At 68.0% G+C, this 18,764-nt stretch carries 16 protein-coding genes; 4 read left to right on the forward strand and 12 right to left on the reverse strand.

The annotated features are described in order from the left end of the window. The first annotated feature begins 7 nt into the window (after positions 1 to 7). Positions 8 to 3,022 carry a bifunctional [glutamine synthetase] adenylyltransferase/[glutamine synthetase]-adenylyl-L-tyrosine phosphorylase gene (locus OYT95_RS33005; protein WP_112299531.1) on the forward strand — a complete coding sequence of 1,005 codons (3,015 nt, stop codon included), beginning with the start codon at positions 8 to 10 and terminating at the stop codon, positions 3,020 to 3,022. Beyond that, positions 3,019 to 3,984 (forward strand): endonuclease/exonuclease/phosphatase family protein, encoded by a 966-nt coding sequence (locus OYT95_RS33010; protein WP_268790124.1) that lies wholly within the window; start codon positions 3,019 to 3,021, stop codon positions 3,982 to 3,984. The genes OYT95_RS33005 and OYT95_RS33010 overlap by 4 nt, the downstream gene beginning before the upstream one ends. A 3-nt stretch (positions 3,985 to 3,987) precedes the next feature. Here the strand turns inward: OYT95_RS33010 and OYT95_RS33015 are convergent, their stop codons facing one another. The 6 genes from OYT95_RS33015 to OYT95_RS33040 form a co-directional block, all read right to left on the reverse strand. Continuing rightward, positions 3,988 to 4,971, reverse strand: a complete 984-nt coding sequence (locus OYT95_RS33015) for a glycine betaine ABC transporter substrate-binding protein (RefSeq protein ID WP_037226567.1) — start codon at positions 4,969 to 4,971, stop codon at positions 3,988 to 3,990. After that, positions 4,971 to 5,744 (reverse strand): ABC transporter permease, encoded by a 774-nt coding sequence (locus tag OYT95_RS33020; protein ID WP_037226569.1) that lies wholly within the window; start codon positions 5,742 to 5,744, stop codon positions 4,971 to 4,973. The genes OYT95_RS33015 and OYT95_RS33020 overlap by 1 nt, the downstream gene beginning before the upstream one ends. Then, the gene (locus OYT95_RS33025) at positions 5,741 to 6,967 is read right to left on the reverse strand and encodes an ABC transporter ATP-binding protein (RefSeq protein ID WP_268790125.1); all 1,227 of its coding nucleotides are present in this window, start codon (positions 6,965 to 6,967) and stop codon (positions 5,741 to 5,743) included. The genes OYT95_RS33020 and OYT95_RS33025 overlap by 4 nt, the downstream gene beginning before the upstream one ends. Continuing rightward, positions 6,960 to 7,610 (reverse strand): ABC transporter permease, encoded by a 651-nt coding sequence (locus OYT95_RS33030; protein ID WP_005254252.1) that lies wholly within the window; start codon positions 7,608 to 7,610, stop codon positions 6,960 to 6,962. The genes OYT95_RS33025 and OYT95_RS33030 overlap by 8 nt, the downstream gene beginning before the upstream one ends. A gap of 97 nt (positions 7,611 to 7,707) precedes the next feature. Next, positions 7,708 to 8,688, reverse strand: coding sequence for an antibiotic biosynthesis monooxygenase (locus tag OYT95_RS33035; protein ID WP_268790126.1), 981 nt, complete (start codon positions 8,686 to 8,688; stop codon positions 7,708 to 7,710). Positions 8,689 to 8,694: 6 nt separating this feature from the next. Next, positions 8,695 to 9,948, reverse strand: a complete 1,254-nt coding sequence (locus OYT95_RS33040; protein WP_037226574.1) for a multidrug effflux MFS transporter — start codon at positions 9,946 to 9,948, stop codon at positions 8,695 to 8,697. A gap of 231 nt (positions 9,949 to 10,179) precedes the next feature. Here OYT95_RS33040 and OYT95_RS33045 point away from each other — a divergent pair, with 231 nt between their 5' ends. Further along, a complete protein-coding gene (locus tag OYT95_RS33045; RefSeq protein ID WP_037226576.1) occupies positions 10,180 to 10,866 on the forward strand; it encodes a DNA alkylation repair protein in 687 nt (228 codons plus the stop codon). Positions 10,867 to 11,043: 177 nt separating this feature from the next. Here the strand turns inward: OYT95_RS33045 and glnA are convergent, their stop codons facing one another. After that, the gene (gene glnA / locus OYT95_RS33050; RefSeq protein ID WP_005247755.1) at positions 11,044 to 12,480 is read right to left on the reverse strand and encodes a type I glutamate--ammonia ligase; all 1,437 of its coding nucleotides are present in this window, start codon (positions 12,478 to 12,480) and stop codon (positions 11,044 to 11,046) included. Positions 12,481 to 12,691: 211 nt separating this feature from the next. Between glnA and OYT95_RS33055 the strand changes: the two genes are divergently transcribed. After that, positions 12,692 to 13,168 carry an RDD family protein gene (locus tag OYT95_RS33055; protein ID WP_037226578.1) on the forward strand — a complete coding sequence of 159 codons (477 nt, stop codon included), beginning with the start codon at positions 12,692 to 12,694 and terminating at the stop codon, positions 13,166 to 13,168. Positions 13,169 to 13,232: 64 nt separating this feature from the next. On the opposite strand, the gene OYT95_RS33060 is transcribed toward OYT95_RS33055, so the two are convergent. The 5 genes from OYT95_RS33060 to sucB form a co-directional block, all read right to left on the reverse strand. Further along, the gene (locus OYT95_RS33060) at positions 13,233 to 13,991 is read right to left on the reverse strand and encodes a DUF4191 domain-containing protein (protein WP_005247752.1); all 759 of its coding nucleotides are present in this window, start codon (positions 13,989 to 13,991) and stop codon (positions 13,233 to 13,235) included. Positions 13,992 to 14,063: 72 nt separating this feature from the next. Beyond that, positions 14,064 to 15,074 (reverse strand): lipoyl synthase, encoded by a 1,011-nt coding sequence (gene lipA, locus OYT95_RS33065; protein WP_128642411.1) that lies wholly within the window; start codon positions 15,072 to 15,074, stop codon positions 14,064 to 14,066. Between the two features lie 52 nt (positions 15,075 to 15,126). Continuing rightward, complete coding sequence (gene lipB, locus OYT95_RS33070; protein ID WP_268790127.1) at positions 15,127 to 15,903, reverse strand: lipoyl(octanoyl) transferase LipB; 777 nt, start codon at positions 15,901 to 15,903, stop codon at positions 15,127 to 15,129. 48 nt (positions 15,904 to 15,951) lie between these two features. Further along, complete coding sequence (locus OYT95_RS33075; protein WP_037226582.1) at positions 15,952 to 16,842, reverse strand: TIGR01777 family oxidoreductase; 891 nt, start codon at positions 16,840 to 16,842, stop codon at positions 15,952 to 15,954. A 91-nt stretch (positions 16,843 to 16,933) separates the two neighbouring features. Beyond that, entirely contained in the window at positions 16,934 to 18,688 is a 1,755-nt protein-coding gene (gene sucB, locus OYT95_RS33080) for a 2-oxoglutarate dehydrogenase, E2 component, dihydrolipoamide succinyltransferase (protein ID WP_268790128.1), read from the reverse strand. Positions 18,689 to 18,764 lie beyond the last annotated feature (76 nt).

Here is an 18,764-nt window from a genome sequence, read left to right on the forward strand (position 1 = left end):
CAAGAGCATGGTGAAGCCTCCGGCAGCGCGTTCTGCCGTTCCCGGTCCGGGTCGTCTGGGTCTCGTCGAGCCGACCGCTCCGTCCGAACTCCGCGATCTGGGCTGGGTCGGTGAAGACAGCATCGAACTGCTCTGGTCGTTGTCGCGGGCCGCGAACGCCGACCTCGCCCTCCGCACCCTGGTGCGCCTGAAGGAAGGTCTCGGCGAGGGCTGGGCCGAACTCGATGCGGCGCTCCGCACCGACAAGGGTCTGCGCGGCCGGCTGTTCGGTCTGTTCGGCGCGTCCAGCGCGTTCGGCGACCACCTGGTCGCGGATCCCTCGTCGTGGAAGATCCTCGCCGGCGACGTCCGCCTCCCGTCGAAGGACGAGGCGACCGCCACGATGATGGCAGCGGTCGGCGCCGAACCCGAGGAGGGCGCCCACCCGGACGCCAACCTCTACCGGGCGAAGGTCACCGGACCCGATGCCATTGCGGCGCTGCGCAAGGCGTACCGCGACGAGCTGATGCTGCTCGCCGCCGTCGATCTCGCGGCGACTGTCGAGAACGAACCGGTACTTCCGTACCAGACCGTCGGGCATCAGCTGTCCGACCTGGCGGACGCCGCGCTCAACGCCGCCCTAGCGGTGGCCGTCGCAGCCGTGTGCCCGGACGCGCCGTGCCCTGTGCGGCTGGCCGTCATCGCCATGGGCAAGTGCGGTGCCCGCGAACTCAATTACGTCAGCGACGTGGACGTGGTCTTCGTCGCCGAACCCGCCGACGCGATCGCCAGCCGGATCGCCGGCGAGATGATGCGCATCGGGTCCTCGGCCTTCTTCGACGTGGACGCCGCGCTGCGGCCGGAGGGTAAGCGCGGGGAACTCGTCCGCACCCTCGAGTCCCACGTCGCGTACTACAAGCGCTGGGCCAAGACCTGGGAGTTCCAGGCGCTGCTCAAGGCCCGCCCGATGATCGGCGACGCCGCGCTCGGACAGCAGTACGTCGACGCCCTCAGCCCGATGGTGTGGACCGCGTCGGAGCGCGAGGACTTCGTTCCCGAGGTGCAGGCGATGCGCCGCCGGGTGGAGGAGATGGTTCCGCCGGAACTCCGCGAACGTGAACTGAAACTGGGCCGCGGCAGTCTGCGCGACGTCGAGTTCGCCGTCCAGCTCCTGCAGCTCGTGCACGGGCGTGCGGACGAGGCGCTGCACGTCCAGAGCACCATCGACGCGCTGACCGCTCTCGCCGCCCGCGGCTACGTGGGCCGCGACGACGCCGCGAATCTCGCTGCGTCCTACGAGTTCCTGCGGTTGCTCGAGCACCGGCTGCAGTTGCAGAAGCTGCGGCGCACGCACACCCTCCCGCCCGCCGACGACGAGGAGGCGCTGCGCTGGCTGGCTCGCGCGGCGCACATGCGGCCCGACGGCAGCAAGGACGCACTCGGCGTTCTCAACGCGGAGATCAAACGCAACTCGCACCGCGTGCGGCGCCTGCACGCCAAGCTGTTCTACCGGCCGCTGCTCGAATCGGTGGCGCGCATCGACAAGGAGGCGCTGCGGCTGAGCCCGGACGCGGCCATCCGCCAGTTGGCGGCGCTGGGCTACACCGCCCCGGAGAACGCGCTCGGGCACCTCACCGCACTCACCAGCGGCGCGTCCCGCAAGGGCCGCATTCAGGCGCTGCTGCTGCCGACACTCCTCGAATCGCTCGCCGACACACCGGATCCCGATGCGGGCCTGCTCGCGTACCGGCGGCTGTCGGACGCGATGACCGATCAGACCTGGTTCCTCCGGCTGCTGCGTGACGAGGCCTCGGTCGCCGAGCGGCTGATGACGGTCCTGGGATCCTCGGCCTACGTCCCCGACCTGCTGATCAAGGCGCCCGACGTGGTGCGCCTGTTCGCGGATTCGCCTGCCGGGCCGCGACTGCTGGAGTCGAAGCCGGAGGACGTCGCCCGCGGCATCCTGACGGCCTCGGCACGCCACGACGACCCTGCCCGCGCGATCGCGGCGGCGCGCTCTCTGCGCCGGTACGAGCTGGCCCGTATCGCCTCCGCGGACATCCTCGGCATGCTCGACGTGCCGGGCGTGTGCAAGGCGCTGTCGTCCGTATGGGCGGCCGTGCTCAATGCCGCCCTGGCGGCCGTGACCAAGGCGAGCGAGAAGGAACTCGGCACACCCGCCCCCGCGACGTTCACGGTGATCGGCATGGGCAGGCTCGGCGGCGGTGAGCTCGGCTACGGCTCCGACGCGGATGTGCTCTTCGTGTGCGAGCCGCGCGAGGGGATCGACGAGACGGTCGCCGTCAAGTGGGCCAACAGCATCGGCGACAAGGTGCGGGCCCTGCTCGGCGCGCCCAGCACCGATCCGCCGCTCGAGGTCGACACGGGCCTGCGGCCGGAGGGTCGCAGCGGCCCGATGGTGCGCACACTGGCGTCCTACGAGGCGTACTACGCGCAGTGGGCGCAGGCGTGGGAGATCCAGGCACTGCTGCGCGCGCATCACGTCGCGGGCGACGCCGATCTGGGCCTGCGCTTCCTGCACATGATCGACAAGACCCGCTATCCGGAGGGCGGGGTGTCGGAGCAGGCGGTCCGCGAGATCCGGCGCATCAAGGCTCGCGTCGACTCGGAGCGGCTGCCGCGCGGCGCCGACCCGGCGACGCACACCAAGCTCGGGCGCGGCGGCCTCGCCGACATCGAATGGACCGTGCAGCTGATCCAGCTCCGGCACGCCCACGAGATCGAGTCGCTGCACAACACGTCGACTCTCGAGACACTCGACGCGATCGGCGCGGCCGAGTTGCTCAGCGAGTCCGACGTCGAACTGCTGCGTGACGCGTGGATCACGGCGACGAAGGCACGCAACTGCCTCGTGCTCGTCCGCGGCAAGGCCACCGATCAGCTGCCCGGTTCGGGCCGGGTGCTGTCCGCGGTCGCGCAGATCGCCGGTTGGGGTGGCGGCGATGCCGGCGAGTTCCTCGACAACTACCTGCGGGTGACCCGGCGGGCCAAGGCTGTGGTGGAGAGAGTCTTCGGGGAGTGATCGCCGCCTGGGGGGTGCGGGCACTGACGGCCCTCGGGTGGCTCGCGGTGCTCGTCGGTGTCTTCGGCGTCGTGCTGAGGTTCCTCGACGTCCAGAACCAGCGCCTGCTCGTGCTGGCGTCCGCGGCGCCGTACCTGATGGCGGCCGCCGCGGTCGGGGTGCTGTTGCTGGGAATCACCCGGCACTGGATCGGTTTCGGGGTCGCGCTGGCCGTGGCCGCGGTGGCCACCCTGTCGCAGGGCCCGCTGTACGTGGCGAACAGTTCGGTGACGGCGTCCGGGCCGGAACTGACGGTGATGCAGGCCAACATCTGGCTGGGGAACGCCGACGCGGACTCCCTCATCCGGCAGATCCGGGACAACGATGTGGACGTGCTCACCACCAACGAACTCACACCGGAGGCCGTCGACCGGTTGGTGGCCGCGGGAATCGAATCGACGCTGCCGTTCTCGTTCCTCGTGCCCGGCAGTGGCGGCGAGGGAACCGGGATCTGGAGCCGGTACCCGCTGACCGACAAGGTCCACCACTCGGAATTCGTCCTGTCCGCGCTGTCGGCCCGGGTGGAACTCCCGGACGGTGCGAGCACGGCGCTGTACGCGTTCCATCCGGTTCCGCCGTGGCCGTCGGATCCGTCGCTGTGGTCGCGCGAGATGGACCGCATCAAAACCATTCTCGACGCCGTCCCCGCCGATTCGGGACCCGTGATCGTCAGCGGCGACTTCAACTCCACCCGTGACCACGTGAAGTACCGCAACCTCGTGACCGGACGCTACCGCGATGCCGCCGACCAGGTGGGTGCCGGAATCCAGAACACGTACCCCGCCGACCGGCAGCCGTTCCCGCCGATGATCGCGATCGATCACATCGTCACGAGCGGAGCGCAGGCGGAGTCCGTGGAATCGGTGGTCCTGAGGGGTTCGGATCATCGAGGCCTGATCGCGAAGATCGCCCTCGGCAGCTGACCGTCACGGCAGCGTGACGAAGCCCTTCTCCACCAGCCAGTCCCGGGCCACGTCCGCCGGTTCCTCGCCCTCGACGTCGACCCGCCGGTTCAGTTCGGTGATCTCCTCGTTGGTCAGCGCCGCGGAGATCGGGGCCATCACCTCCGCCACCTGCGGGTGCGCCTCGGCGAAATCCTTGCGCATCGTGATCGCCGGGTTGTACTTCGGGAAGAACTGGCGATCGTCGTCCAGCAGCACCAGATCGAGCGCGATGATGCGGCCGTCCGTCGTGAACACCTCGCCGAACTTGCACTGCGTCCCGTCCGCGGTGGCCTGATAGATGATGCCGGTCTGCAGGATCTGGCGGTTCGCGCGGGCGGGGTCGAAGCCGTACTTCGCGGCCATACCCGGGAACCCGTCCTGCCGGACGTTGAATTCGGTTTCGACGCAGGTCGTGGCCGCGGCGGGGTCGCGGTTGACCAGATCCGCATACTCCGACAGGGTGGTGATCCCGGTTTCCTCGGCGGTCTGCCTGCTCATCGCGAGTGCATACGTGTTGTTCATCGGGGCAGGATCCACCCACACCATCCCGTTGCTGTCGAGGTCCTCGTCGCGGACCGCCTCGAACTGCGCGGTCGGGTCGGGGATCGGGATCTCGTTGCCGAGGTAGTTGATCCACCCGGTCCCGGTGTACTCGTAGGTGACGTCGATCTGCCCGTCCAGCTGGGCGTCCCGCGTGCTGTTGGACCCCTGGATGTTGGTGAGGTCACGCACGTCGGCGCCGGCAGCACTGAGCGCGAACTCGATGATGTACCCGAGGGTGACCTGCTCGGTGAAATCCTTGGAACCGACGGTGATCTTGACGTCCTCGAGTTCGGGTACCGGCTGGATGCTGCCCGGTTCCACCGACAGCGGCAGGGCGCCACCGGATTCGAGGCCGCAGGACGCTGCGAGGATCCCGCACAGTGTCACGGCCGTCGCGGCGATCGCCTTCCGGAGGTGGTTCATCAGCGCAGCCCCTTCGGGCCGAGGAACTCCTCGGCCAGGGCACCGCACCAGTCGACGAGCAGCGCCAGCGCGACCGCGAGCACGGCCCCCACCACCAGGGTCACGTTGTCGCGCAACTTGTATCCGGTGTCGATGAGGATCCCCAGACCGCCGGCGCTGACGAGGAAACTGAGTGTCGCGGTGCCCACGGCAAGCACGAGCGACGTGCGCAGTCCCGCGAGGATGTACGGGACGGCGAGCGGGAACTCGACCTTGCGCAGGACGAGACCGGCGGTCATGCCCTGTCCGCGCCCGGCGTCGATGACGGCGGGATTGACCTCCTGCAGACCCAGGATCGTGTTCCGGAGAACGGGCAGGAGCGAGTAGAACGCGATGGGGAGCACGCCGATCCAGAATCCGGTGGTCCCCGTCGCCAGGAAGAGCAGCACCAGCAGTCCGATCGCCGGCGCGGCCTGTCCGATGTTGGCGATGCCGAGGAAGATCGGTGCCAGTTTGGTGAACCCGGGCCGCGTCAGCAGGATCCCCAGCGGAACCGCGATGACGACGACGATCGCGACCACCGCGACCGTGATCAGCACGTGCTGCCACGTCAGGGTCGCGATGTTGGCGGCGTTGAGACTGCCCTTCTGCGTGGCGGTGAGTTCGCGGTTGAAGGCCCAGGCGAGCACACCCACCACCAGGATCACGACGATGACCGGCTGGACCAGCAACCGGGCCCGCTCCGACCGCCGGGCGGCAGGTGCGGTGGGCTTCGTGGCGACGGCAGCCGTCATGACGGTGTCCCGCCCTCGCTCGCCCCGTTCTGCTTCGGCTCGCTGTCTTCGTCGTCGTGCGCGTGTTCCTCACGCATCGCGGACAGGTGCGTTACCAGTGTGTCGATGGTGATCAGGCCGCGGTATTCGCCCCGCCGGCCGGTGACGATCGTCGACGCACTGCTCTCCGCCAGGAGCGCTTCGAGGGCGTCCTGCAGCGTCGACTGGGTGGACACCACCTCTTCGATCGGGTCGCCGATGCCGCGCAGCGAGGTGGCATTGGCCAGATGCCGCAACGACACCCAGTGGGTCGGTCGGTCCCGCGCGTCCAGGAGGACGCCCCACTTGATCTTGCGGGGTGCGATCGCCGCCCGCAGATCGTCCACCGAGCCGTCCTCGTACGCGGTGGGGCAGTCGAGGAGTTCGACCTCCGCCACCCGGGTGAGCGTCAGCTGCTTCAGCGACGCATCCGCGCCGATGAACCCGGCCACCATGTCGTTGGCAGGATGGGCGAGGATCGCATCCGGAGTGTCGTACTGCATGATGTGAGACTGGTTGCCCAGGACTGCGATCCGATCACCCAGCTTGACCGCCTCGTTGAAATCGTGCGTCACGAAGACGATCGTCTTGCCGAGATCGGACTGCAGTCGCATCAACTCGTCCTGCAGCAGTCCGCGCGTGATCGGGTCGACCGCGCCGAATGGCTCGTCCATGAGCAGCACCGGGGGATCGGCGGCCAGCGCCCGCGCCACCCCGACCCGCTGCTGCTGACCGCCCGACAACTGCCGGGGGTAGCGCTCGCGGTAGAGGTCGGGTTCGAGTCCGACGAGGTCGAGCATCTCGTCGGTGCGGTCGGCGATCTTCTTCTTGTCCCAGCCGATCAGACCGGGGACCGTACCGACGTTCTTGGCGATCGTGAGATGCGGGAACAGTCCGGCCTGCTGAATCGAGTAGCCGATGCCTCGCCGCAACTTGTCCGGGTCGATGGACAGGGCGTCCTTGCCGCCGATCGTGATCTGCCCCGACGTCGGTTCGATGAGCCGGTTGATCATGCGCATGGTAGTGGTCTTGCCGCAGCCGGACGGGCCGACGAGAACCACGATCTCCCCGGCGGGGATGCGCATCGACACGTTGTCGACGGCCGCCTTCTCCTGGCCCGGGTAGCTCTTGACGACGTCCTCGAGGACGATGTCCACTCCCGAGACGGTGCCTCCGTTGGTGTGCGGTGTATCGAGGTCAGTCACGGATCCCCCTGGAGGTGGTGAGTCGGCCGATGACGGCGAGGACGCCGTCGAGTACGAGGGCGAGGATCACGATGAGAACGGTCCCCGTGAGGGCCTGCGGTATCGCGGTCGGGCTGCCGACGCGGGACAGTCCCGAGAAGATGAGGTTGCCGAGCCCGGGACCCTTGGCGTAGGCGGCGATCGCGAGGATGCCCATCAGCATCTGCGTGCTCACCCGCATGCCCGTCAGGATCGACGGCCAGGCCAGCGGGAGTTCGATCCTGCTCAGCACCGTCGTGCGGCTCATTCCGACGCCCCGGGCGGCGTCGGTGACCGCGGGGTCGACGGAGGCGAGTCCGAGGATGGTGTTCCGGATGATCGGCAGCAGCGCGTACAGCACGAGAGCGGTGACGGTGGGGGCGACACCGAGGCCGAGGATCGGGATCAGCAGGCCGAGCAGAGCGAACGACGGGATGGTGAGGATCGTGCTCGCGAGTGCGGTGGCGATCGAGGAGCCCGCCGGACTGCGGTACACGAGGATCCCGATCGCCACCGCGACGATCGTGGCGATCACCACCGACTGCACGACGGCGCTGACGTGCAGGAACGAGTCGGTGACCAGTTGCTGCTTGCGGGCGGAGACGAAGTCCCACAGTTGCTGCATGTCCAACCGTGAACACCTTTCTCCAGATGTGAAAACAGACCTCGGTCCTTCACAGTGCTATGTACCCGAACATCGCGCAGGTGAATCGGAAAGTCTGTTACGTGGTCGGGATCATGAACAGCAGGGTGCACACGGCGATCGAAATCCCGAACAGCGCGATCATCACGGCGTAACCGAGATTCCGCCGGCGGGGGGAGATCGCCGGGTCCATCCACCACCCGAACACCTTGAACGCCGCCGGAACCGCCCACCAGCCGAGGATCTGGGTGGTGACCAGGTTCGCGAGAAACAGGGCCACGGCGATCGGAACCCCGTGCGCCTCGATGAACGGTGCACTGACGAAATGGCCCCAGATCACCACCAGCGGATACAGCACCAGCAGCGCCAGGAGATTGCTTCGGGCGACGGGCACCGGGGGCGGCTCGTCGCCGCCCGCGCCGCGGAACCAGAAGTCGAAACCGTAGCTCGCTTTGCGGATTCGGAGATTCTTGTTGAACTTCTCGCCTTCCCTCAGGAGGGCGGCCCGCTCGGGTGAATCCATCCACGACGCGAGATTGTCCTCCGTGTCGAAGCTCAGCACGATCGTCCAGTCCTCGGTGATCCCCTGCACCGGCCTCTCGACCTTGTGCCCACGGAAACCCCGGAACCCTGCCTCGGCGGCGGAGATCTTGCGCTGCCAGTCCATGAACGCCGACTCGTCCTCGGGATCGACGTGACAGGAGATGACCACCGACGTCGCCGACTGCTCCCGGGTCTGCTCGCCGGTGAGCAGGTGGACGTCCTCGTTGCCGATGAAGGCGTGCTTGATCTCCGCCACGAGTTCCGTCCGGAGGTCGCTGTCCAGCCATGCGCGGGCGTCCTCGATGGTGGCGAACCGCAGCACGTCCACCCAGTCGTCCTGCACGGGCGGCGACGGCGGCACGATGTCCTGATCGATGAAACCCGGAACCGTCGCGAGGGCTTCCGCCGCGTGCTTCTGCCACCGTGCGTAGTCGGCGTAACTCGCGTCGTCGATCCGGCGTTGGAAGATCACCGACACCGGGGACGCGGCAGGGCTGCGCGGGTGTGAGTGCGGCACGTGAGGTCACCTCCGTTCTGGTCGTGATGCGGGCGCGGTGGCGGAGGAACCCTGGGACCGCCGGGTCGATGTGGTGAGCAGCAGCAGGACCCCGGCTCCCGCGCCCAGGGTCAGGTACAGCCAACCCAACGGTGCCTGGCTGTTCTCCGGCAACACTCCGGCGACGGCCATCGCCGCACTGACGACGAGATAGCAGGCCGCCGTGACGACGCCGCCGATCAGTCCGAGGTTGCGGGTGAACAGTCCGAGGGCCAGCCCGTACATCTGCGGGCAGAGCACCCCGCATCCCGCGAGCGCGAGGCAGGCGCCGATCGTGATGGCCGGTGCGGTGACGACGGACAGCCCGGCCGTGACGGTGAGCACGAGTGCGCCCGAAACGAACACCCACCACGCGCCGAACGCGAGCCGGCGTGTGCCGACCCGAACAGCCAGCGCGCTGCAGGCGAGTTCGCCGAGGAGGTTGGCGCCGCCCACGACCAGCGCCACCGCACCGTAGGCGGCCGGGGAGAACCCCAGAATCTGCTGGTAGAGGAAGGGCGCGACGACACCGAACACCATCTGAGCGGACGCCATCAGCCCGAACACGAGCACGAACCCCACGAAGATGCGGTGACGCAGAGCCGCACCCAGCACCCGCGCCGCGGCGCCCACGTCGACCGGTGCCCGCAGTTCCGGCGGAAGCGTCTCCGGCAGTCCCGCGACGACGAGGGGAACGGCGAGCGCCGCGAGAAGCGCGATCAGCCCGAACACCAGACGCCACGAGATGAACTGCACGAGTACCCCACCGACGGCGGGTGCGAGAACGGGCGCCAGCCCCCACGCGGCCCCGAGGAGACCGGAGACGGACGTGAGCCGCGCACCGCGATAGCAATCGGCGGCGATCGCGTAGGCGAGGACGAGGCACGCGCACCCGCCGATACCCTGCACGAACCTCAGACCGAGCAGGAGTGTGATGTTCTGCACGAGTGCGCATCCCACGCTGGTGACGACGAGGATCGCCAGGCAGGTCAGCAGAGTTCGTTTGCGCCCCACCGCATCCGCGATCAGGCCGACCGGAATGAACGCCAGACTCATCCCCAGCATGTAGGCCGTCACCGTGTTCTGCACCACGGCCGCGGACGCGTCCAGGTCGAGCACCATCTGCGGCAACGCCGGGGTGTAGATGTCGAGCGGGATCTGGCTGAGCGGAATCACCAGCAGCAGAATGACCACCACACGGCGCGGAACCGGCACGCCGGACGGCGTCGTGGGCACTGACATCCCGCACCACCTGCTTCTCGACCCGAGGGGCTGGAGAACGGAGCAAGTATCCCGACAGGCTTCGACCGCACGTTCCGCAACGGTCCGTGCGGTCGGTTCCCTGGATCATACGACGCGACCCGCGGCGCTCGGGCCGGTTCCGGACCGCGCGGCAGGGGAGGGACACACGAAACGACGGCGTCCGGCTTCCGTCGTAGGCTGAATCTCCCATGTGACGAACAGGAGGCTCAGGTGGCCGAGACGGCGCTGACCGAGACGACGGTGGCCGAGGTGATGGCCGAGCTGGCCGAGCTCGAGGACCCGAGGGCACGCGAGGTGAACGAGAAGCACGGTGACGATCACGGTGTGAACCTCGGCAAGCTGCGCGCGCTCGCGAAGCGGCTGAAGACGCAGCAGGAACTCGCGCGCCGGCTCTGGGAGACGGGTGACACCGCGGCGCGACTGCTGGCAATCCTGATCTGCCGCCCGAGGGCGTTCGAGCGTGACGAGTTGGACGCCATGGTGCGCGAGGCGCGCGCACCCAAGGTGCACGACTGGCTCGTGAACTACGTGGTGAAGAAGAACCCGCACTCCGAGGAGCTGCGCCTGGCCTGGTTCGCCGATCCGGATCCCGTGGTCGCGAGTGCCGGCTGGGCGCTGACCACCGACCGCGTGGCGAAGAAGCCGCAGGGCCTCGACCTCGCGGGACTGCTCGACGTCATCGAGGCGGAAATGAAAGATGCCCCGGATCGCCTGCAGTGGGCGATGAACCACTGCCTGGCCCAGATCGGCATCGAGCACGCCGAGCACCGCACCCGCGCACTCGATATCGGTGAGCGCCTGGAGGTGCTGAAGGACTACCCGACGTCCCCGGGCTGCACGTCTCCGTTCGCGCCCGCGTGGATCACCGAGATGGTGCGCCGGCAGGGCGACACATAGAGGGTTCGGTCCGACGACCTCGGCCGCCCTCGGTGGCCGGACGCGGAAGAGCCCACCCGCGTCGCGATCGGTGTGGTGATCGCAACGTGGATGGGCTCGACTGACGCTACTGCGTGCCGACTGCGGACCGGGGCGCTCTACCGAACGCCCCGACGCAGGTCAGCGGCTGCGGACGACTTACACGTCGTAGTACAGCTGGAACTCGTAGGGGTGCGGACGCAGGTTGACCGGAGCGATTTCCTGCTCACGCTTGAGCGAGATCCACGTCTCGATCAGGTCGGACGTGAACACGCCACCCTCGGTGAGGTAGTCGTGATCGGCCTCGAGGCGATCGATGACGGCCGACAGGCTGGTGGGTGCCTGCGGGATGTTGCGGGCCTCCTCCGGCGGGAGCTCGTAGAGGTCCTTGTCGACGGGAGCCTGCGGCTCGATCTTGTTCTTGATGCCGTCCAGGCCGGCCATCATCTGCGCCGCGAAGTTCAGGTAGGGGTTACCCGAGGAGTCGGGGGCGCGGAACTCGAGGCGCTTGGCCTTCGGGTTGTTGCCGGTGATCGGGATACGCACGGCCGCCGAGCGGTTGCGCTGGCTGTACACGAGGTTGATGGGGGCTTCGTAGCCCGGTACCAGACGGTGGTACGAGTTGATCGTCGGGTTGGTGAACGCCAGCAGCGACGGTGCGTGGTGCAGGATGCCGCCGATGTAGTGACGCGCCATGTCGGACAGGCCTGCGTAGCCGGCCTCGTCGTGGAACAGCGGCTTGCCGTCCTTCCACAGCGACTGGTGGACGTGCATGCCCGAGCCGTTGTCGCCGAACAGCGGCTTCGGCATGAAGGTGGCCGACTTGCCGTGCTGCCAGGCGGTGTTCTTCACGATGTACTTGAACAGCTGCAGGTCGTCTGCGGCCGCGAGCAGCGTGTTGAACTTGTAGTTGATCTCCTGCTGGCCGCCGGTGCCGACCTCGTGGTGGCCGCGCTCGAGCTCGAAGCCCGCGTTCTGCAGGTTGGTGGAGATCTCGTCGCGCAGGTCGACGTAGTGGTCGTACGGAGCGACGGGGAAGTATCCACCCTTGGGGCGGACCTTGTAGCCCAGGTTGGGGCTGCCGTCGGCGTTCACGTCGTTGCCGGTGTTCCAGGAACCCGAGATGGAGTCGAGCTCGTAGAACGCGCCGTTGATGCCGGAGTCGTAGCGGACCGAGTCGAAGATGTAGAACTCGGCCTCGGCGCCGAAGAAGGCGGTGTCGGCGATGCCGGTCGACTTCAGGTATTCCTCGGCCTTGCGCGCGACGTTACGCGGGTCGCGGCTGTAGGACTCACGCGTGAACGGGTCGTGCACGAAGAAGTTGATGTTCAGGGTCTTGGCCGCGCGGAACGGGTCGATCTGGGCGGTGGCGACGTCGGGGAGGAGCATCATGTCCGACTCGTGGATCGACTGGAAGCCGCGGACGGACGAACCGTCGAACGCGAGGCCGTCCTCGAAGACGTCCTGGTTGAACGCGGACGCCGGGATCGAGAAGTGCTGCTGCACGCCCGGCAGGTCGCTGAACCGGATGTCGACATATTCGACGTTCTCGTCCTTGATGAACTTGATGACCTCTTCGGCCGTGGTGAACGCCACGCTTGTGCTCCTTAAGTCGCTTCAGCCAAGTGGATATTGGCGAATTCGTCGAGCCAGACGGTAAGGACTTGGTGTTGCCCGCTGGTCAACCCTTTGTTTCGCCCGTGTTACGCGTCGAATCTTCCTGGGCTTTTGCACCGGCTGTGACTGCGCACACAGCCCAAAGCTCCGGTGTGAGGTCCTCCGAGAGGCGACGCCTATCCTGGACAGCATGGCACGTATCACCGGTTCTTGGCTTTCCGGACCCTCGGCTGCACTGCCGAACGGCGCGGACGAGACGACGCAGTCCTTCCGGGGCGAGCGCCTCGGCTTGCAGGCGGAAGGTCCCGGTTCACTCGCGAGCACAGGACGCCGCCTCGCCGCTCTGATGATCGACTGGGTGTCGTCGGCGGGTGTCGCGGCACTGATCATCGGCGACAACTTCTTCGAGGGTCCGTTCTCGACCTTCACTCTGCTCGTCTGGTTCGTCGTCGGTGTCGCCACGGTGTCGCTGTTCTCCTTCACGCCGGGGCAGCTGTTCCTGGGCATGCAGGTGGCGCGGGTGGACGGGCCCGCCCGGGTCGGTTTCGTCCGGGCTCTGGTGCGTCAGGCGCTGCTCGTGTTCGTCGTGCCCGGGACCATCACGGACATCGACGGTCGCGGCATGCAGGACCGGGCCACCGGCACCGCCCTGATCCGCACGCGCTGACCCGCAGAACGTCTTCCGCCCGATGTCGGTTCGACATCGGGCGGAGTAGTGGGGCGACAGGCTTCTAGCGACGACGGATGGTGCGCTGCACGCCACGCATCTTCGCGCCGCCGGGCATCGGACCCTTGGGCAGGGCGGCGCCGCCACCGCGGCTGCTGAGCGCGGCGAGCCGAGACTCGATGGCGTCCATCCGCTTGGTGTCGATGTTCTTCGGCAGCTTGTTCAGATGCTTCTGCAGCTGCGACAGCGGGACCTGGCCCTCGTCGTTGCCGATGACGATGTCGTAGATCGGGGTGTCGCCGACGAGGCGCGCCGTCTTCTTCTTCTCCTGGGCCAGGAGCGACTTCACGCGTTGCGGCGATCCCTCGGCGACGAGGATGACACCGGGTCGTCCGATCACGCGGTGAACGGCGTCGAGCTGCGTGGTGCCCGCGACCGCGCTGGTCACGCGCCAGGAGCCCTGCATGTTGTCGAGCGCCCAGGCGGCCGCGCCTGCCTGGCCCTCGGCCTTGCCGTACACCGTCTTCTGGACGCGCCGGCCGAAGATGATGAACGCTCCGAGCACGCCGAGGAGGAGGCCGATCGGAAGGAGGAACCACTGGAGGCCCCAGATCAGACCGACGAGGAAGAACACCACCGCGAGTCCGATGAGCGTGCCGAGCATGAGCGGCAACAGCAGCTTGTCTTCCTTGCGCTGCATCTGGAACGCCTGCCAGAGCTGAGTTCTGCGTTCCTTCGACGCCTGCCTGCGGGCTGCCTTGGCGGCTGCCTTTGCTTCTTTACTGGGTTTGCCCGCTTTACCGGATTTACTGCCGTTCGCCATACTTTCAGGATACGTCCCTGGCCGTGCGCGGTGATGACCCGTCCGGTGTCGACCACCGCGCACGCGTGGAGGTCAGCGCGCGAGCCGCGCCATGAGGGAACTTGCTTCCTGCGACGCATCTCCGCTTTCGGTGAGATGTGCCTGTCCTGCAGGCAATTCGCGGCCGTGGTGGGCCATCGCCTGCGCGTAGAGGCGGCCGGCGCGGTAGGAGGAGCGGACGAGGGGTCCGGCCATGACGCCGGCGAATCCGATCTCCTCGGCCGTCTTGGAATGCGCGACGAACTCCTCGGGCTTGACCCACCGTTCGACGGGGTGGTGGCGGGGGGAGGGGCGCAGGTACTGGGTGATGGTGATGATGTCGCAGCCGGCGTCGTGCAGGTCGTGCAACGCCTGGGTGACCTCGTCGGGGGTTTCGCCCATGCCGAGGATGAGGTTGGACTTGGTGACGAGGTCGTCCTCGCGGGCGGCGGTGATCACGTCGAGGCTGCGCTGGTAGCGGAACGCGGGCCGGATCCGCTTGAAGATGCGGGGGACGGTTTCGACGTTGTGGGCGAGCACCTCGGGGCGGGTGGAGAACACCTCGGCGAGCTGGTCGGGTTTGGCGTTGAAATCGGGGATGAGCAGTTCGACGCCGGTGCCGGGGTTGAGCTGGTGGATCAGGCGGACGGTTTCGGCGTAGAGCCAGGCGCCGCCGTCGGGGAGGTCGTCGCGGGCGACGCCGGTGATGGTGGAGTAGCGCAGTCCCATCGCCTGGACGGATTCGGCGACGCGGCGGGGTTCGTCGCGGTCGAGGTCGTCGGGTTTGCCGGTGTCGATCTGGCAGAAGTCGCAGCGGCGGGTGCATTGTTCACCGCCGATGAGGAACGTTGCCTCGCGGTCTTCCCAGCATTCGTAGATGTTGGGGCAGCCGGCTTCTTCGCAGACGGTGTGCAAACCCTCGCGTTTGACGAGGCTTTTGAGCTCGGAGTATTCCGGGCCCATCTTCGCTCTCGTCTTGATCCAGTTCGGTTTGCGTTCGATCGGAGTCTCCGCATTTCGGATCTCGAGGCGGAGCAATTTGCGTCCTTCTGGGGCCACAGTCACGGAGACGATGGTACGCCCGGCCCGTCGCACCCGGCGGGCCGGGGAGCGGGGGTCAACCGTACTGAACAGTAGTGAAGGTGGGCGCGGAGGACGTCGTCTCGGCGGCGGCGGAGTCGAACGTGACCCGCTCGATGTCGTGTTCGGTTACCGGAAGTTCGCCGTCGAGCGCGGCGACGACGGCGGCCGTGACGGCGGGCGTGACCTCCTCGACCGTGACGTCGCGGCCCAGCTCCCGCGACAGCGACGTGACCCCGGCGTCGCGGATACCGCACGGGATGATCGCGTCGAACCCCGTGAGAACGGAATTGCAGTTGAGCGAGAAGCCGTGCAGTGCGACACCCCGCTGGACCCGCACCCCGATGGCCGCCACTTTGCGCTCGGGCAGCCACTGCCCGTTGTCGAGGGACGCAGGCAGCCACACACCGGAGCGGCCGTCGACCCGGCCGCAGTCGATGCCGAGGTCGCTGCACACGGTGATCAGTGCCTGCTCGAGCCGGCGCACGTACCGCACGACGTCGACCGGTTCGGCCAGCTTGACGATCGGGTAGCCCACCAGCTGTCCCGGACCGTGCCAGGTGATCTTCCCGCCGCGGTCGACGTCGATGACGGGAGTGCCGTCGGTCGGACGGTCCTCGGGTTCGGTCCGGCGCCCCGCGGTGTAGACGGCCGGGTGTTCGAGCAGGAGCAGCGTGTCGGTACCCACGTTCTCGGCGCGTTCGGCCGCCAGCTCGCGCTGTCGATCCCAGGCGTCGACGTACCCGATCGTGCCGAGGTGTTCGACAGAAATCGGGGAGGGGCTGAAACGGGCGGATTGTGTCGCGCTGCTCATGCGCTAGAGGTTACGCCCGGGCGGCGGCCGCACCGCCACGACCTGGGTTCACCGCACGAGGGCGGCGTCGAGCGCTTCCCCGATGGTGTTGTGCCGGAACCGGAATCCCGCATTCTCGAGCACCGTGGGTATCGCGCGCTGTCCGGCCAGAATGCCTTCCTGCGCGAACTCTCCGACCAGCGCGCTGAGCGCGAACCCGGGAACGATCCACGGCGCGGGGCGGTGCAGCGTCCGCGCGACCGCGCCGTTGAACTGGGCGTTGGTGACGGGCGCCGGGCCGGTGACGTTCACGGGACCGGCGACGTCGTCGCGAGTGAGGACGAACTTGATCGCATCGACCTCGTCCTCCAACGAGATCCACGACAGGTACTGGCGTCCGTTGCCGAGCCTGCCGCCGAGCCCGAACGAGTACAGCGTCTTCAGCCTGCCGAGCAGGCCGCCGTGGGGGGAGAGGACGATGCCGCTCCGCAGGAGAACCGTCCGGACCTTCGAGGTGTCGGCGGGGGCCGTCGCGGCCTCCCAGTCGCGGCAGGTGTCCGCGAGGAAACCCGTCCCGGAGGGCGAGGTCTCGTCGACGACCCGGTCGCCGGTGTCGCCGTAGTAGCCGACTGCGCTCGCATTCACGAACACGGGCACCCCGGCCTCGGCGACACCCTCGGCGAGGACGTCGGTGGCGGCGATGCGGCTGTCCCGGATCAGTTGCTTGTACGCACCGGTCCAGCGTTTGTCGCCGACCCCGACGCCGCAGAGATTCACGACTGCATCGGCGTCCGCGAGGATCCCCGTGTCGATCCGGTCCTTCTGCGGATCCCAGCGTGACTCGTCGGGGCCCGCGGACGACCGGCGGACGAGGCGAACGACGTCGTGACCGTCGCCGCGGAGAGACGAGACGAGAGCGGTGCCAATCAGCCCGGAGGAACCGGCGATGACCACTCGCATGTGCAACAGCCTCCTTCACAGCGCAGGGGCACCATCCCTGCTGGAAATGGTGCCCCTGCGAAACTACGTTCGGCTCGAAGTCCGGTGACGATCAGAGGCCGAGGTCGGCCTCGAACGCTCCCTGCTCCAGACGCTGCTTGATCGTGGTCAAGAAGCGGCCGGCGTCGGCACCGTCGACGAGGCGGTGGTCGTAGGTGAGCGGCAGGTAGCACATCGAGCGGACGCCGATGCTTTCACTGCCGGACTCGTCGGTCACGACCACGGGACGCTTGACGATCGCGCCGGTTCCGAGCATCGCGGCCTGCGGGGGCACGAGGATCGGGGTGTCGAACAGGGCGCCCTGGCTACCGATGTTCGTGATCGTGAACGTGCCACCGGACAGCTCGTCCGGCTTGAGCCCACCGGAGCGGGCGCGCTTGGCGATGTCCGCGATGGCGCGGGCCAGTCCGGCCAGCGACAGGTCGCCGGCGTTGTGGATCACAGGGGACAGCAGGCCCTGGTCGGTGTCGACCGCGATGCCCAGGTGCTCGGCGTCGTAGTAGGTGATCTGCTTGTTCGCCTCGTCGTAGCTGGCGTTGATGTTCGGGTGCGACTTCAGCGCCTCGACGACGGCCTTCGCGAAGAACGGGAGGAACGTGAGCTTGACGCCCTCGCGCTCGAGGAAGGTGTTCTTGGCCTGCGCACGCAGGGCCGCGATCTTGGTGACGTCGACCTCGAAGGTCTGGGTGAGCTGCGCCGTGGTCTGCAGCGACTCCCGCGTCTTCGTGGCGGTGATCTGACGAATCCGGTTGGCCTTCTGCGTGGTTCCGCGCAGGTGCAACAGTTCCGGGCGGACCCCGGCGGATGCGGCTGCGGGAGCAGCTGCGGCGGCCGGTGCGGCAGCAGGCGCGGCCGCGGCGGCCGGAGCCTTCTTGGCCTCGGCGGCAGCGAGGACGTCCTGCTTACGGATGCGGCCACCGACTCCGGTGCCCGTCACCGAGGACAGATCGACCTTGTTGTCCGCGGCGAGCTTGCGCACCAGCGGGGTGACGTACGGGGTGCTGTCTCCGGACGTGGCCGCGGGAGCGGGTGCGGCGGCTGCGGGAGCAGGCGCGGACGCTGCCGGTGCGGCGGCCGGGGCCGGGGCGCTCTTGGCGGGCTCGGGCTTCGCCGGCTCCGGGGCCGGAGCGGGCTTCGCGGGCTCGGGGGTCGGCTCGGGCTTCGGTTCCGCGGCCGGCTTGGCGGCGGGCGCACCCGAACCGATGACGGCGAGCTGACCGCCGACGGAGACGGTGTCGTCTTCCTCGGCGCTGATCTCGAGGAGCGTACCGGCGACGGGGGACGGGATCTCCGTGTCGACCTTGTCGGTGGATACCTCGACGAGCGGCTCGTCCACGGCGACCTCGTCGCCGACGGCCTTGAGCCAGCGGGTGACGGTGCCCTCGGTGACGGATTCGCCCAGTTCGGGCATCTTCACGGCGGTGCCCTCGGCGGAACCGTTGCCGGACGCTGCGGGCGCAGGCTCGGCGGCCGGTGCCTCCGCGGCCGGTGCCTCCGCGGCGGGAGCCGGCTCTGCGGCGGGCTCTTCGGCGGCGGGTGCGGGAGCGGAGTCGGAGGCGGGAGCCTCACCGGCGTCGCCGATCACGGCAAGCTCGCCACCGATTTCCACGGTGTCGTCTTCCTGAGCAACGATCTTGCTGAGAACGCCGGCCACGGGAGACGGGATTTCCGTGTCCACCTTGTCCGTGGAGACTTCGAGCAAGGGTTCGTCAACTTCGACCGTGTCTCCTTCCTGCTTGAGCCACCGCGTGACAGTTCCCTCGGTGACACTCTCACCAAGCGCTGGCATCTGGACGGAGAAGGCCATGTCTTTTGACTCCTCGACAGTTGTGTTCGGGTTGTTGAATTTTGTCGACTTGTGGTCGTGAACCATTGTGCTCGAG

This window comes from Rhodococcus sp. JS3073 (assembly GCF_026810085.1).
In the GTDB taxonomy this organism is placed as follows: domain Bacteria; phylum Actinomycetota; class Actinomycetes; order Mycobacteriales; family Mycobacteriaceae; genus Rhodococcus_F; species Rhodococcus_F wratislaviensis.

Coding starts and splice junctions, on each gene's coding strand:
- OYT95_RS33005 (WP_112299531.1), top strand. CDS start 8: ATGGTGAAGCCTCCGGCAGCGCGTTCTGCCGTTCCCGGTCCGGGTCGT.
- OYT95_RS33015 (WP_037226567.1), bottom strand. CDS start 4,971: ATGAACCACCTCCGGAAGGCGATCGCCGCGACGGCCGTGACACTGTGC.
- OYT95_RS33020 (WP_037226569.1), bottom strand. CDS start 5,744: ATGACGGCTGCCGTCGCCACGAAGCCCACCGCACCTGCCGCCCGGCGG.
- OYT95_RS33030 (WP_005254252.1), bottom strand. CDS start 7,610: ATGCAGCAACTGTGGGACTTCGTCTCCGCCCGCAAGCAGCAACTGGTC.
- OYT95_RS33040 (WP_037226574.1), bottom strand. CDS start 9,948: ATGTCAGTGCCCACGACGCCGTCCGGCGTGCCGGTTCCGCGCCGTGTG.
- OYT95_RS33055 (WP_037226578.1), top strand. CDS start 12,692: ATGGCACGTATCACCGGTTCTTGGCTTTCCGGACCCTCGGCTGCACTG.
- OYT95_RS33060 (WP_005247752.1), bottom strand. CDS start 13,991: ATGGCGAACGGCAGTAAATCCGGTAAAGCGGGCAAACCCAGTAAAGAA.
- lipB (WP_268790127.1), bottom strand. CDS start 15,903: ATGAGCAGCGCGACACAATCCGCCCGTTTCAGCCCCTCCCCGATTTCT.
- OYT95_RS33075 (WP_037226582.1), bottom strand. CDS start 16,842: ATGCGAGTGGTCATCGCCGGTTCCTCCGGGCTGATTGGCACCGCTCTC.
- sucB (WP_268790128.1), bottom strand. CDS start 18,688: ATGGCCTTCTCCGTCCAGATGCCAGCGCTTGGTGAGAGTGTCACCGAG.